Annotated in this window: 12 protein-coding genes; 8 read left to right on the top strand and 4 right to left on the bottom strand. The window is 36.1% G+C overall.

The genetic code is table 11. The annotated features are described in order from the left end of the window. Window positions 1-13: 13 nt before the first annotated feature. Complete coding sequence (gene pncB, locus EK417_RS01230) at window positions 14-1,192, bottom strand: nicotinate phosphoribosyltransferase (protein ID WP_076597009.1); 1,179 nt, start codon at window positions 1,190-1,192, stop codon at window positions 14-16. Between the two features lie 89 nt (window positions 1,193-1,281). Next, window positions 1,282-1,758: a Dps family protein gene (locus tag EK417_RS01225; RefSeq protein ID WP_110366432.1), complete on the bottom strand. Its 477-nt coding sequence runs from the start codon at window positions 1,756-1,758 to the stop codon at window positions 1,282-1,284. A 235-nt stretch (window positions 1,759-1,993) separates the two neighbouring features. On the opposite strand from EK417_RS01225, the gene EK417_RS01220 reads away from it, so the two are divergent. From EK417_RS01220 to EK417_RS01185, 8 genes are all read left to right on the top strand, one after another. Continuing rightward, complete coding sequence (locus tag EK417_RS01220; protein WP_136521097.1) at window positions 1,994-3,124, top strand: hypothetical protein; 1,131 nt, start codon at window positions 1,994-1,996, stop codon at window positions 3,122-3,124. A gap of 314 nt (window positions 3,125-3,438) precedes the next feature. After that, window positions 3,439-3,852 carry a 30S ribosomal protein S12 gene (rpsL, locus tag EK417_RS01215; RefSeq protein ID WP_002983146.1) on the top strand — a complete coding sequence of 138 codons (414 nt, stop codon included), beginning with the start codon at window positions 3,439-3,441 and terminating at the stop codon, window positions 3,850-3,852. Window positions 3,853-3,875: 23 nt separating this feature from the next. Continuing rightward, the gene (gene rpsG, locus EK417_RS01210; RefSeq protein ID WP_062673583.1) at window positions 3,876-4,352 is read left to right on the top strand and encodes a 30S ribosomal protein S7; all 477 of its coding nucleotides are present in this window, start codon (window positions 3,876-3,878) and stop codon (window positions 4,350-4,352) included. Between the two features lie 6 nt (window positions 4,353-4,358). Beyond that, window positions 4,359-6,476 carry an elongation factor G gene (gene fusA, locus EK417_RS01205; protein WP_076597006.1) on the top strand — a complete coding sequence of 706 codons (2,118 nt, stop codon included), beginning with the start codon at window positions 4,359-4,361 and terminating at the stop codon, window positions 6,474-6,476. A 16-nt stretch (window positions 6,477-6,492) separates the two neighbouring features. Beyond that, a complete protein-coding gene (rpsJ, locus tag EK417_RS01200) occupies window positions 6,493-6,798 on the top strand; it encodes a 30S ribosomal protein S10 (protein WP_002661363.1) in 306 nt (101 codons plus the stop codon). A gap of 328 nt (window positions 6,799-7,126) precedes the next feature. Next, entirely contained in the window at window positions 7,127-9,382 is a 2,256-nt protein-coding gene (locus EK417_RS01195) for a TonB-dependent siderophore receptor (protein ID WP_136521096.1), read from the top strand. Between the two features lie 14 nt (window positions 9,383-9,396). Next, window positions 9,397-9,684 carry a hypothetical protein gene (locus EK417_RS01190; RefSeq protein WP_136521095.1) on the top strand — a complete coding sequence of 96 codons (288 nt, stop codon included), beginning with the start codon at window positions 9,397-9,399 and terminating at the stop codon, window positions 9,682-9,684. A 135-nt stretch (window positions 9,685-9,819) separates the two neighbouring features. After that, a complete protein-coding gene (locus EK417_RS01185) occupies window positions 9,820-10,323 on the top strand; it encodes a low affinity iron permease family protein (RefSeq protein ID WP_438830134.1) in 504 nt (167 codons plus the stop codon). Between the two features lie 28 nt (window positions 10,324-10,351). On the opposite strand, the gene EK417_RS01180 is transcribed toward EK417_RS01185, so the two are convergent. After that, entirely contained in the window at window positions 10,352-13,072 is a 2,721-nt protein-coding gene (locus EK417_RS01180; protein WP_136521094.1) for a hypothetical protein, read from the bottom strand. A gap of 77 nt (window positions 13,073-13,149) precedes the next feature. Next, complete coding sequence (locus EK417_RS01175; protein WP_136521093.1) at window positions 13,150-14,127, bottom strand: hypothetical protein; 978 nt, start codon at window positions 14,125-14,127, stop codon at window positions 13,150-13,152. Window positions 14,128-14,195: the final 68 nt, after the last annotated feature.

Genomic DNA, 14,195 nt, shown 5'->3' with positions numbered 1-14,195 from the left:
TGCGCTTTTATGGTTAATCTTTTATTCTTAAAAATTCTTTCGCCAGTTCGATCATCTTTGGATCTCCGGTATATTTACCATGTTCATCGGAAAGTTTTACTGTAGGAATCCATTCTTTATTGGGAGCCTGTACGCCGATGAGTTTCATTACGATATTCATGGGTTTTAACCCCACATCATTGGTGAGATTGGTTCCGATCCCGAACGATATGCCTATTTTTCCTCTGCAATAATTGGTAATTTCCTCTACTTTTTCAAGATTAAGAGCATCGGAAAAAATAATATATTTAAACATTGGGTTTATCCCATTATTTTGATAGTGGGCAATGGTTTTATCTGCAAATTCCAAAGCATCACCACTGTCATGGCGCACGCCGTCAAAAAGCTTGGCAAATTTTTTATCAAACTGCTGGAAGAATACATCTGTAGTATAAGTATCAGACAGGGCTACTCCAAGATCTCCTCTGTATACATCTACCCAGTGTTCCAGTGCCAATTCGTTGGCCATTTTGAATCCATATTCGGCAGCATGGAACATAAACCATTCATGAGCATGTGTTCCGATGGGTTTTACACCATACTTCATCGCAAAATGAACGTTTGAGCTTCCGATAAAAGTAGATTCTTTTTTCTGGGTTAAAGCTTCCATTACCAGATTCTGTACCTTGTAAGAGTGTCTTCTTCTTGTCCCGAATTCTGCAAACGTTACTCCAAGCCTGCCCAACGAGTCCGCTTTTTCTATTGTTTTACTCATGACCACTTCGTTGGAATCTCTTTCCAAGTGGTTCATTTCATAATGAAGTTCGCTGATCAATGCAAGCAATGGAACCTCCCAAAGTATCGTTCTGTACCATAGTCCTTCCACGATGACGGAAAGATCACCTCCTTCCTGATGAATTTTTACTTCAGAGGGGTCATAATGATAACCTTCTAAAAAATCGAGGTAGGGCAGATCTATATAAGGACATGTTCTTGCCATGAACTTTTTTTCATCTTTCGAAAGTTTAAGTTCGGCCATTTTATTGACAGCTTCTCTTAAAGCAACGTCAAACCCCTCCGGAAAGTGGTGTTTCCCTCTGTTGATAAATTCATATTTTACAATAGAACTCGGGAATAGCTTTACCACAGCATTCTGCATGGTTATTTTATAGAAATCATTATCAAGGATAGAGTTTAACCTTACGTCGCTCATAATATGTGTAATTTTAACGCAAATATAAAAATAAAAAATAAAATCGCCTAAATGTAAGGCGATTTTTTTGAAATATTTCCATGATGGAGTTATTTTCCAAGATAAGAATTGTACATCCAAACTTCTTTCTCCTGCTCGGTAATATAGTCGCTCATTTGCGAATTGGTACCTTCGTCTCCCGCTTCATCTGTAATGTCCAGAAGTTCTCTCTGCAGATCAATTACCACTTTGAATGAATTGAGAATCTGCTCAACACTTTTAGTACCATCCGTTACTTCTTTGCTTTCTTTAATAGTTGCTACTTTCAGGTAATCTGAATAATTATGTGCAGGCGTAGCTCCTAACGTAAGGATTCTTTCTGCAATCTCATCAATTTTTAAAACCAGGCTGTTATACAATTCCTCAAACTTCGGATGAAGGGTAAAGAACTGCTCTCCTTTAATATTCCAGTGTGAACCTCTTGTGTTCTGATAGAATACAGAATAGTTAGCCAATAAAACGTTTAATTTTTCTGAAATCTTTTTGCAATCGGCTTCTTTAAGGCCAATGATACTAGCATTTTTCATATGTATATATTTATTTTTTTAAGATTAGATACAATCACTGCTTCGGTTCAGTATAGGATGAAACTTTGTTGATGTGATTGATGGTTTGTCATTTTGTATACTTCAAATTTACGAAATATCGTGCCGAACTCTCTTGGTTATTAATAGATCATAACTATAAGAAAGTTTTTAAATATAGTTTGGAAATATTAATATTGTGCTTATCTAAAATATACCTCAGAAATTATATACTCTTATGTTTTTCGATACTCTCATCAATATGCCTGAAAATAAAGAAAGATCACTGGTTAAATATTTCAGTATTGTAATTGTACTGATTTATATAGGTGTTTTTATAGCATTATATCTTAAGGCTGATGAACCATTTTCAGCCTGGACTCTTTCTGATTGGCTGATCAACTATACAGATGGCGGTTTTAAAAGAAGAGGTCTTTTGGGAGAAATGTTTTTTTATATACAGGATATAACGGGACTGAAATTACAATTTCAAATCTTTATTCTTCAGATCATGTGTCTTTCAGGAATTCTGTATGGGACACTTTTATATTTGAAAAAATATAAAGTTGATCTTTTTTATCTGGCCATAATGGCCTCTCCTTATATTCTTTTATTTCCTGCATTGACTGTGAGAAATGCTGGCAGAAGAGAAGTCATACTGATTCTTATAATGCTTTGGTATTCTTTTGTAAAAAAATCTAAGCTTAATGATGCGTTATTATGGATTTTTTATGTCATTTTTCTTTTCATACACGAGGCAGGATTTTTTTTCTTTCCGTTTTTATTATGGATTAATTATTCCAAGTGGCAGAAAATTAATATTAAATATTTCCTGTCTATTACAGTAGCTGCTTTTGCCACTATGGGGATTATCTATTTTTTTGGTGGAAATGTGAACGAAGGAGAAAGTTTATCTATTTTGAAAAGCAGAGGGGTAGTTTTTCAGAAAGAGAATATTTTTGATATGGAATATTATTTTGATTTTAATTATGTTCTTCAGTATAAATTATCATTTCTGGTTCATGCTATTGAGCTTCTTATCATGGTATTTCAAATGGGACTCTATGTTTATCTGTTTAAAAAAGAATCATTTTATAACTATCTTTTCTGTAATGTGATCTGTCTTCTTTGGGTTACTCCTTTATATTATCTCGGAATTGATTGGATGAGATGGAATTATATTTATTCCACATTATTATTTATTGTTTTTACATTGCTGTTAAAAAGAAATGATTCCGGAGTTATATCATTTAATAATAACGCAATAAAATCTTCGTATCTTATTTTTTCCGGTGTTTTTTATTTATTGGTTCTCTTGCATCTTCAGCACGATACCATGATTGAATGGATCCAAAGCTATCTTATGTAGAATTAAAATTGAAGTTTAAATTCTACAGGATAAGAAAGTTTTAAATACATCTGATCTGATCTCCGGAATCTATTTTAAAGGAAAAAATATTGAAAATCAGGAATCAATAAATTTCATAATTATTTAATACTATTTTTTTTAAGCTTGAAAAAAGTATATTTTTTCCCCTTTTCCTCATGTATATTATATTTTCCGGATTGTTATATTGAAACGTCTTTTATTTTTATGTAAGTATTTGATTTTAATTTTTATATAAGTGCTTGTAGATTAAAAAAATATTACTATTTTTGCACCCTAAAATAAAAAGCAATTAAATGCCTACTATTCAACAATTAGTAAGAAAAGGAAGAGCCACGCTTGCCAAGAAGAGCAAATCGGCTGCCCTAGATTCTTGTCCACAAAGACGTGGTGTATGTACGAGAGTATATACAACTACACCTAAGAAACCTAACTCTGCACTTAGAAAAGTAGCAAGGGTAAGACTTTCTAACGGTAAAGAAGTGAATGCCTATATCCCGGGCGAAGGACACAATCTTCAGGAGCACTCGATAGTATTGGTTAGAGGCGGAAGGGTGAAAGACCTACCGGGAGTACGTTACCACATCGTAAGAGGTGCATTAGACACCGCTGGTGTAAATGGAAGAACACAGAGAAGATCTAAGTACGGAGCTAAGAGACCTAAACCAGGACAAGCAGCTGCTGCTCCTGCAAAAGGAAAGAAAAAATAATCATTAAATAAGGTACAAAAGCAATGAGAAAGACAAAAGCGAAAAAAAGACCGTTGTTACCAGATCCGAAATTTAATGATCAATTGGTAACGAGATTCGTAAACAACTTAATGCTTGACGGTAAGAAGTCAATCGCATTCAAAATTTTCTATGATGCATTAGATATCGTAGAAACTAAAAAAGGAGATAACGAAAAAACTGCACTTGAAATCTGGAAAGATGCACTTACAAATGTAATGCCTCACGTAGAAGTACGTTCCAGAAGAGTAGGTGGAGCAAACTTCCAGATCCCTATGCCAATCAGAGCTGATAGAAAGATTTCTATGGCAATGAAATGGTTAATCAAATATTCTAAAGCTAGAAATGATAAGTCTATGGCTTTGAAATTAGCTAACGAAGTTGTAGCTGCTTCAAGAGAAGAAGGTGCTGCTTTCAAAAAGAAATCTGATACTCACAAAATGGCGGAAGCTAACAAGGCTTTCTCACACTTCAAATTCTAATCTGAAATGGGAAGAGATCTTAAATACACAAGAAATATTGGTATCGCTGCTCACATTGATGCAGGTAAGACTACCACTACAGAAAGGATTCTATTCTATACAGGGGTAAACCACAAAATTGGAGAGGTTCACGATGGTGCTTCTACAATGGACTGGATGGAGCAGGAAGCAGAAAGAGGTATTACTATTACTTCTGCAGCTACCACTTGTTCTTGGAACTTTCCAACAGATCAAGGAAAAGCTTTACCAGAAACTAAACCTTACCACTTCAACATCATTGATACACCGGGACACGTTGACTTCACAGTAGAGGTAAACAGATCTTTAAGAGTATTGGATGGATTGGTATTCTTATTCTCTGCAGTAGATGGAGTAGAGCCTCAGTCTGAAACAAACTGGAGACTTGCTGACAACTACAAAGTTGCAAGAATGGGATTCGTAAACAAAATGGACAGACAAGGTGCTGACTTCCTTAACGTGGTAAACCAGGTTAAAGAAATGTTAGGATCTAACGCAGTTCCAATCGTTTTACCAATCGGTGCTGAAGAAGATTTCAAAGGTGTTGTTGACTTAATTAAAAACAGAGCGATCATCTGGGATGAAGCAGGACAAGGAGCTACTTTCGAAGTAGTGCCAATTCCTGAAGATATGAAAGATGAAGTTCTTGAATATAGAGAGAAACTAGTAGAAGCTGTTTCTGAATATGACGAAACTTTGATGGAGAAATTCTTTGAAGATCCGGATTCAATTACAGAAGAAGAAATCAATGCTGCATTGAGAGCTGCTACTATCGATTTATCTATTATCCCAATGACTTGTGGTTCTTCATTCAAGAACAAAGGAGTACAGTTTATGTTGGATGCAGTATGTAAATACTTGCCTTCTCCATTAGATAAGGATGATATCAAAGGTACTGATCCAAGAACAGACGCTGAAATCACAAGAAAGCCATCTGTAGATGAGCCTTTCGCAGCTCTTGCATTTAAGATTGCTACTGACCCGTTTGTGGGAAGATTAGCATTCTTCAGAGCTTACTCTGGAAGACTGGATGCAGGTTCTTACATCTTGAACTCTCGTTCAGGAGATAAAGAAAGAATCTCAAGAATCTATCAGATGCACGCTAACAAGCAAAACCCGGTAGAATATATTGAAGCTGGTGATATTGGTGCAGCGGTAGGATTCAAGTCTATCAAAACTGGTGATACGATGTGTGATGAGAAAAATCCAATCGTTCTTGAATCGATGGTTTTCCCTGATCCGGTAATCGGTATCGCTGTTGAGCCTAAAACCAAAGCTGACCAGGATAAAATGGGTAACGCTTTAGCTAAACTGGCAGAAGAAGATCCTACGTTTACTGTTAGAACTGACGAAGCTTCTGGACAAACGATTATCTCTGGTATGGGTGAGCTTCACTTAGATATCATTGTTGACCGTATGAAGAGAGAGTTCAAAGTTGAAGTAAACCAGGGACAACCTCAGGTAGAGTACAAAGAAAACTTAACAAAAGTTGCTCAACACAGAGAAGTTTACAAAAAACAATCTGGTGGTAAAGGTAAATTTGCTGACATTGTATTTGAACTAGGACCTGCAGACGAAGGTAAAGTTGGTTTAGAATTCATCAATGAGATCAAAGGTGGTAACGTTCCTAGAGAATTTGTTCCTGCTATTGAAAAAGGATTTAAAGCTGCAATGAAGAACGGTCCATTGGCTGGTTTCGAAGTTGAAGGTATTAAAGTTACTCTTAAAGATGGATCTTTCCACGCAGTGGATTCTGATGCTCTTTCATTTGAAATGGCTGCTAAATTAGGATTTAAAGAAGCGGGACGTGCTGCTAAGCCAGTAATTATGGAGCCTATTATGAAACTGGAAGTTGTAACTCCGGAAGAATATATGGGTAACATCATTGGTGACCTTAACAAAAGAAGAGGTACTATCAGTGGTCAGGAAGAGAAAAACGGTGCTGTTGTAATCAAAGGTTCTGTTCCACTTTCTGAAATGTTTGGATATGTAACGACTCTAAGAACACTTTCATCAGGAAGAGCTACTTCTTCTATGGAATTAGAGAAGTACCAGGCTACTCCACAAAACGTTGCTGAAGAAATCATAGCTAAAGCAAAAGGTTAATTTTTAAATTAAAGAAATGTCACAAAGAATCAGAATAAAACTAAAATCTTACGATTACAACTTGGTAGACAAGTCTGCTGAGAAAATCGTAAAAACGGTAAAGGCTACTGGTGCTGTTGTAAACGGTCCAATTCCATTGCCAACGAATAAGAGAATCTTCACAGTATTGAGATCTCCGCACGTAAACAAGAAAGCAAGAGAGCAGTTCCAACTTTCAGCTCACAAGAGACTAATGGATATCTACTCTTCTTCTTCTAAAACTGTTGATGCTCTAATGAAATTAGAACTTCCTTCAGGTGTAGACGTTGAAATTAAAGTGTGATAAATGCATACTTTGCAATGATTATACAATCCGTTCCTTTTTAGGAACGGATTTTTTTATGTATATGCTATTTTATATAACTACATCAATAGCAAAAAGGCAGGTTTGTAATGCATTAAATCTGCTTTTTTGAATTGAAATTTCTGTAATCATAAAGAAGCTTTAAAGGATTTGTCTTAATAATAGATCAGATCTGTTTGATGATTGTAATGAGTCATCTTATTGGATTAATGATCTGATATTAACAGGGCTTTTCATGGTGACATATGTCACACTTCTTTATTTATTTAGAATTAATAAAAATAATAATTTTGTAAAAAATTATCAGATGAATAAAGTAGTATCCTTTTCTCTGCTTGTATTGGGTGGAGTTCTGGCCAATGCACAGACAGTAAATGATTCAATTAAACACAAGAAAATTGAAGAAGTAGAATTATTTGGTGAAAAAAAGAAACAGCCGCAAGGTCTTGATGCAATCACGAGATTGCCTTTGAAAACCAGAGACCAGATTCAGAGTATTTCAGTAATTTCCCATAAAGCAATTGAAGAATTAGGAGCACTTACAGTCACTGATGTTGCCAAAAACGTTCCGGGAGTAACTCTATTTTCTAGTTATGGTGGAGGAAACGAGAGTATGTCCATAAGAGGATATCGTGGCGTTCCCGTACTGAAAAACGGTGTTCAGCTGGATTCAGATTTCCGTACTGCAGGGATGATTACAGATATGCAGGGAGTGGAAAGTATTCAGGTAATCAAAGGATCTGCTGCCATTGGCCAGGGAATAGGAAATGGATTGGGATCTGCAGGAGGAGTTATCAATGTTGTAACAAAAAGACCACAGTTTATTGACCAGACCAATGTAGGATTCCGTTACGGAAGCTGGGATTTTTACAGACCTACGGTAGATTTCCAGAGAGTATTGGATTCTCAGGGCAAAGTTGCTGTAAGATTCAATGGTGCCTATCAGAATAACAATTCATTCAGAAGCCATGTAAAGGGAGAAAGAATCTACGTAAATCCATCAATAGCTTTCCGTCCGGATGATAAAACATACATTAATGTGGAAATGGATTATCTTCATGATAAAAGGACGCCGGACAGAGGAACAATAAATCTTGCTCCGGGAACTGTAGAAGCATTGTATCATATGCCCAAAGGTAAGTTCTTAGGATATGCATCCGATTATTCAAAAGCTGAGACTTTCAACTTTGCCACTACGATTGTACGTAACCTTACGGATAAATTAAAAGTGAGAGCTGCTTTCGTTAATTCTGTTAGTAATACAGACTCTGAAGCTTCATCCGTATCATTACCCGCAGGTGAAACCAACTATAATATCAGACAACGTACCATTGGAAAATCACAGGGTGAAGATATCAATAGAGTATTACAGTTAGACTTCATCGGAGAACAGATAAAAACAGGGTTTATCAACCATACATTCCAGGTTGGTTTTGACTGGAGAGAAACTGAAACTTCATCTACAACCTACGAAGCATATAAAAACTCAATCGCACCCGGTAATTTAATTACTGCACGTGCCACAAAAATAGGAAACATAACCTATGCGGCTAATCCACTTGATATTTTTGACGTAGTAAACGGAAGCATTCCAAATCAGCTTCCGGTAAATGTCATCTATAAAAATCTGGGAAGATCAAATGCTATTTTAACTCCAAGTATCGGTGCAATGGCTCAGGATGTGATGACTATCGGGAAATATGTAAAGGCACATTTAGGACTTCGTTACAGCAGACTGAACGGATCTGCCAATGAGTCTGTAGATACATGGAATCCTAATTTCGGATTGATTGTTTCACCACTTCCAAACGTTAATGTATTTGGATCATATACCACTACAACCTCTTTAAGATCTTCCAATAACTTCCTTTTAGATGGAGGAAGAGTAGGCCCATCAATGACTAAACAGTGGGAAGCTGGTATTAAATCAGACTGGTTTAATGAGCGTTTAAGATTTAATGTTACAGTATTTGACATTAAAACTGATCACCTGTCTTTCACTATTCTTGACGAAAACTATAACCCTGTTGTCATCAACAAACAAACGATGTATGGCCTTGCAGGAAATCTTAGAAGAAAAGGAGTGGAAGTAGAATTGATCGGAAGAATTCTTCCAAACCTTCAGGTGATGTCAGGATGGGCATATCTGGATGCTCAATACCAGGACAGCCCTGCTTATATGAACGGATCCGCTCCCATGAACGCTCCTAAACACACCGCAAACGGGTGGTTGAATTATAAATTCAATAAGGGTACTTTATCGGGACTTGATATAGGAGCAGGAATTTATTATGTTGGAAAAAGACCGGTTGACGAATGGACTCAGAAGACATTTACAGCAGGTCACCTGAACAGTGTGAAACCTGGAGATAAACCTTTCGATATGCCGGAATATACCACAGTGGATGCTCAGGCAGGATATTCACTGAAAAATGGAATGGGAATAAGAGTGTTCTTTAACAATATCTTTGATAGTGTAGGATACAGTTCTTATTTCAGAGGAGGATATATTGATCAGATTCAGCCAAGAAACTTTGCTGTACAGGTAAACTATAAATTCTAACACAAAAAAATAGTATGAAAATTATCAAAACACTAGTCTTATCATTGATTGCCCTAGCCGGTTTAGTCTCATGTTCCGAAGAACATTTATCCGAAGAAGAACTGAAAACAGCCAGGGAAAATATTGAAAAACATTATACAAATCCCATAAGCATATACTCTTGGGGTAATATTTCTCCCTGGAAAGATCATTGGAATAATACATTGTATCCCAAAACTTTTTCACCTGCTCAAATCGGAAAAAGTATCATAGCAGAAGAAAAACAAAACCTGGAATACCGTTTCCCAGGGAAAATCAAATAACATAACTTCAATCATTCATATCAATTTTAATTAAAAAACATTAAGACAGACTTCTGTTTTAATGTTTTTTTTGTCAGTATTTATTATCCCTGATTCCTGTTAATTTTATACATTTAATCAATCTATAAAACAACGATGATGGGAAAAATGAACCATAGCTTTTTTGAGAAATTTTCAAACTGGGCTGTAAAATTTACAGGAAGCCCATATGCCTTCATAGGAGCTTTTCTTATCGTAGTACTATGGGCGGTAACCGGACCTTTTTTTGATTATTCCGAAACCTGGCAGCTGGTAATCAATACCGGAACTACAATCATTACTTTTTTGATGGTATTCCTGATTCAGAAAGCTCAGAACAAAGACTCCAAAGCCATACAGATTAAACTCAATGAACTTATTGCGGCTCACGAAAAAGCAAGCAATCGTATTGTGGATATTGAAGACCTTACAGAAGCAGAACTGGATCAGCTCCATATCTACTATGAAAGGCTGGGAGAGCTTGCCAAAAAAGATGCAGATATTCATACTTCCCATTCTATTGATGCTGCGGAAAGAAATCATGACTATAAATATGAGTTCTTCAAAAGAAAACATGAAGAATGGCTGCAGAAAAAGAAACAAAAAAAGGAATCTAATTGATTCCTTTTTTATTTTTATATCTAAAAGATTATCTCATAAAATAATTAAAATAACTACAGCTTCCCATTAAGTTCTTTGTTGTCTCGGTATCGGAATACTGAGCTTTCAGCTGAGCAAAATAGGTTCTGTACTTCTGGTTTTTTAGATTGTCCATTTCCTTTTGGCGGGCATCTTCTTTTTCAGACCATTTCGGATCAGAATAATCAAAATCTTTTGGTGCTTTTGCTTCATACTGATAATATTTACCCTGTTCAGCACTTGCCATCTGGAATAAGATTCTTGCTTTTTCCTCTTTATTATTGGAAAGCTTAAGTGCTTTTTGATAATAATTGATTGACAGGTCAAAATTATCTGGTTCAATATAAGAAGTATCAAGGAAGTTTTTATAATAATACTTGTAAGGATTCTTTCTGTCCGTATTCCAGAAATCATATTTGCCTCCGTTGCTGTTGTCGATATCCATAACGAACAACTGACGGTAATATCCTAAAATAGAAGTATTGTACAATAAGTTTCCGATAAGCTGATTGGCTTTTGCAGCCTTTTCACCTGTGCCATTTCCAATCTTTTTCAGTTGAATCAATGCATCTGCCAGCTCAAGTTTATCCATACTTGTTTTGATGAAAGGGAAATCTGTATAATTTTCTGCTTTCATACTTTCGGTATCGGGGCTTCCGAAACTTTCCCACACATTATGTCCGAAGACAAGATTGGAGATATTTTTAAATCCGTTGTATTCTGCAGGAGTATATTGTTTTGGAGTGATGGTCTGGCCATTCTTTTCTGTCCATTCATAATTCTGTCTTGGAATGCCAGCAAAGCTTTTTGCTTTTTCATAATAAGATTTCGCCTTTTCAAAATCGGCAAGTCTCATCGCTCTGTCTCCATAAATAGTACTGAAAAAGGCATCAATATTACCTACACTGTCCATGTTTTTCGCGATGATCTGCTGCTCAAATTGGGTTTTATTTGGCTTTCTGTAAAACTCTTCCACGCTTTTTACCAGACTGGAATTCGGGTTGTACTGCAGGTCCGAAAGCTTATTATTCATCAGGAATGATTTTCCGTCTTCACCCTGAAGGAAGTAACGGTTCGCAATAACATCCTTAAGGAAATCTGCCGTAGAAGGTACTTCGCCATAATAATCGAATTGAGCTGCAGCTGTTGTATCTTTTTCTACCTTTTTCTCTACGAAGTATTCCGCATAGTCTTTCATCAGATGATCTTCATATTCGGCATCAATTTTCGGCTGGGAAACAATATCATTCAGAACTTTCATTCTTTTGATTTCTTCCAGATATTCCGGATTGGTCGTTTTAATGTCATTCAGAATTTCAGAACTTTGTTTATAATCTTTCTTTAAAAACTTAAGATAAGCATCTGCAATCTGCCAGTATTCGTCTTTAGACTTTTCTTTTGTTTTATCTGTGAACTTTTCAAGGCTGTCCAGGAAGTCCTGTGTTTTCTCGTCATAATAATAATCTGGTCTGGTGTAGAAAGGGATTCTGTCCGGGTTGCTGAACAGTTCGTCATCACTCTGGTCAGCTTTAGCATTATCGCCAGTTTTGTCAGATTTCGAACCTCCGAAAAGATTTTTAAAGAATCTTACAATTTTCTGCCAGAAAGAAAGTTTTTCTTCCTTTACTTCAGTTTTTGTTTGATCTGTAGATTTATCTTTTGTGGAATTATCCGTTGAATTTTCTTTCTTAGCTGCTTTTTGAGCATCGGAAGTATAGTAATAGGTAGGCAGATAACTTCTTTCAAGTTCGTTGATACTTCTGGCGGCCATTACCTTCAGAATTTCGGAATCAGGATCAATTTCATACATCTTTTCCATCATCGGAACAGGATTGTTGAATTCCTCGTATCCTAACAGGAAATAAGCCATATTTTTTTCTTCATTCGTATTGGCTCTTTTCAGAATATTGCTGAAAGATGCGGTGTCTGAAAGTTTCATCGAGACAAAAGCAGATTCCTTACGGTCTTTGCTGTTCATAAATACCTGAAAGAAGTTCCAGTTGGCATCACTGTTCATTTCCAGTCCTCTTTGTGCTCCTGCCAGCTGGTCCAGAGACATGAAGTAAACTGTTCCTTTTAGTTTGATGGGAGCAACATAGGTCTTGAAAGCCTGCACGGCAGAATCGTAATTTCTTGTATAATGATTCAGGCGTACCAGCTGATATCCGTAACGCTGTTTGATTTCAGGATTTCTCGCCGCATTGTATAACGAGGTTAAAGCAGCGATCGTTTTATTGTAATCAAGAGCTGTAGCATTTTTTCTGCTCGTATCTCTGTCGTAATAGAATGAGTTTTCACTTTCTATATAATTGATGCTCATAAAAGGCTCAAGATACTTGGCCTCAATCAGATAATCAATTCCTTCCTTATATTTCTGGTAAAAGCCGGTGCCCAGTTTTTGTAAAAGAGGGTTGGAAGGATTTCCGTTCTTTAAAGCATTCAGGTCGTTCATGCTTATTTTATACACCAGATTCTGGGTTTCAGAATAGCTCAGCTGATTGTTGAAGAACTTTTTCCAGGTTTCCACATTGTCATCAGGAATCAGTGCTGAGTTATATCCTCCATAAAACCTGCTTGAGTAATTATGCAGAAAAGGAAGATAAGCCTTGTCCTTGATAATGGTTTGCGTAAAAAGGTTGAAGTAATCATAATCAGGATCTGACCACGCGCAGGCATCAGATTGTGTATAGAAAAGTGATACAACCGCAAGTGAAAGAATATACTTTTTCATAGGGTGTGCAGTGTTTTTTTAGTTTTTAATATTGTATGATGTAGTGTTCTGGCAAGTGTGCCTCTATCTCTTAGAGATTAAAATTTCCGGTCTGACACAAATTTACTATCTAATTGATAATAAATAATATTAAAACGTGGGATTTTTTTCTGTAAAAACTCAATAACGTCATTAACTTGTTCTTCGGATATTTCCTCTGTCTTTATTTTGAAGCCCTTATTCAAATAACTTCCGAAATAGAAGCCATCTTTCAACACTTCAATTTCCTGGTCAGATATTTTTTTAAAATCAGGGTTTTCCAGATCTTTTTTGGATAATGCATTAATCAGTTTATGTTTACCCAAATGATTGGTAACAATTCCCCACGAATAAATCGGAAGTGCCACTTCAATATTTTTGACAGGATAATCTTCTATTTTCGAAAGATAACTTTTCAGAATATTAACATCCAGAATAGAATTCTTATCAGAGTTTTCAAGAGGTGACGAAGTAGAGTAGCACATCAGGTATACTTTCCCGACGGGAGGAATTCCGGTCTGCTTTTTGTCTTTCACCTGATGAAGACGAAGGGTACAGGTAATTTCTTTTCCGGAAATTCTTTTGAGTTCTTTCAGAAATTTAAAATAATCATTTCGTGTTCCGGCGGTCCAGTCGCAGTCGATCTGAATTTCATTATTGGTTTTCAGGTGATATTCTTCTGCTTTCTTTTGAATTAAAAGTTGAATGCTTTCTGCCAGAAATCGGATCTCTTCTGCAGAGATATCCAACAAGGTCTGATTAGTAATAAAAACCGTAGGAACGATATTCTTGCCTGTCTGAAAACTCTGGTCTTTGGTAATCACTGCTACCGGCTGAAATTTTCCGTTCACTTTATCTACATCAAAGAATCTGGTGTACAAATAAGGAACTGTTGCTTTATCCAATGCTTTCTTTTCTGCATTATCAAGCTTCAGTTTGGTTTTCCAGTAATAAAAAGTGTAAGGATGATTCTCTTTCCTGTTGCATGACGCAATAAGGAACAAAAGAAATAGAAATAAAATTTTTAAATTTTTCATCGGTGAAAATGACTTTTCAAAATTAAAGATATTTTGGCAGAATATATACCGTAAAATCCCGGTGATTG

The sequence above is a fragment of the Chryseobacterium candidae genome, from assembly GCF_004916905.1.
Lineage (GTDB): Bacteria > Bacteroidota > Bacteroidia > Flavobacteriales > Weeksellaceae > Chryseobacterium > Chryseobacterium candidae.
The sequence above is the reverse complement of the archived record's forward strand: the minus strand, read 5'-3'. Positions and strand labels throughout refer to the sequence as shown.

What these genes read in the sequence shown, in the direction of transcription:
- fusA (WP_076597006.1), top strand. Translation starts at nt 4,359, where the DNA reads ATGGGAAGAGATCTTAAATACACAAGAAATATTGGTATCGCTGCTCAC.
- EK417_RS01195 (WP_136521096.1), top strand. Translation starts at nt 7,127, where the DNA reads ATGAATAAAGTAGTATCCTTTTCTCTGCTTGTATTGGGTGGAGTTCTG.
- rpsG (WP_062673583.1), top strand. Translation starts at nt 3,876, where the DNA reads ATGAGAAAGACAAAAGCGAAAAAAAGACCGTTGTTACCAGATCCGAAA.
- EK417_RS01190 (WP_136521095.1), top strand. Translation starts at nt 9,397, where the DNA reads ATGAAAATTATCAAAACACTAGTCTTATCATTGATTGCCCTAGCCGGT.
- pncB (WP_076597009.1), bottom strand. Translation starts at nt 1,192, where the DNA reads ATGAGCGACGTAAGGTTAAACTCTATCCTTGATAATGATTTCTATAAA.
- EK417_RS01175 (WP_136521093.1), bottom strand. Translation starts at nt 14,127, where the DNA reads ATGAAAAATTTAAAAATTTTATTTCTATTTCTTTTGTTCCTTATTGCG.
- EK417_RS01225 (WP_110366432.1), bottom strand. Translation starts at nt 1,758, where the DNA reads ATGAAAAATGCTAGTATCATTGGCCTTAAAGAAGCCGATTGCAAAAAG.
- EK417_RS01220 (WP_136521097.1), top strand. Translation starts at nt 1,994, where the DNA reads ATGTTTTTCGATACTCTCATCAATATGCCTGAAAATAAAGAAAGATCA.
- rpsJ (WP_002661363.1), top strand. Translation starts at nt 6,493, where the DNA reads ATGTCACAAAGAATCAGAATAAAACTAAAATCTTACGATTACAACTTG.
- rpsL (WP_002983146.1), top strand. Translation starts at nt 3,439, where the DNA reads ATGCCTACTATTCAACAATTAGTAAGAAAAGGAAGAGCCACGCTTGCC.
- EK417_RS01185 (WP_438830134.1), top strand. Translation starts at nt 9,820, where the DNA reads ATGATGGGAAAAATGAACCATAGCTTTTTTGAGAAATTTTCAAACTGG.
- EK417_RS01180 (WP_136521094.1), bottom strand. Translation starts at nt 13,072, where the DNA reads ATGAAAAAGTATATTCTTTCACTTGCGGTTGTATCACTTTTCTATACA.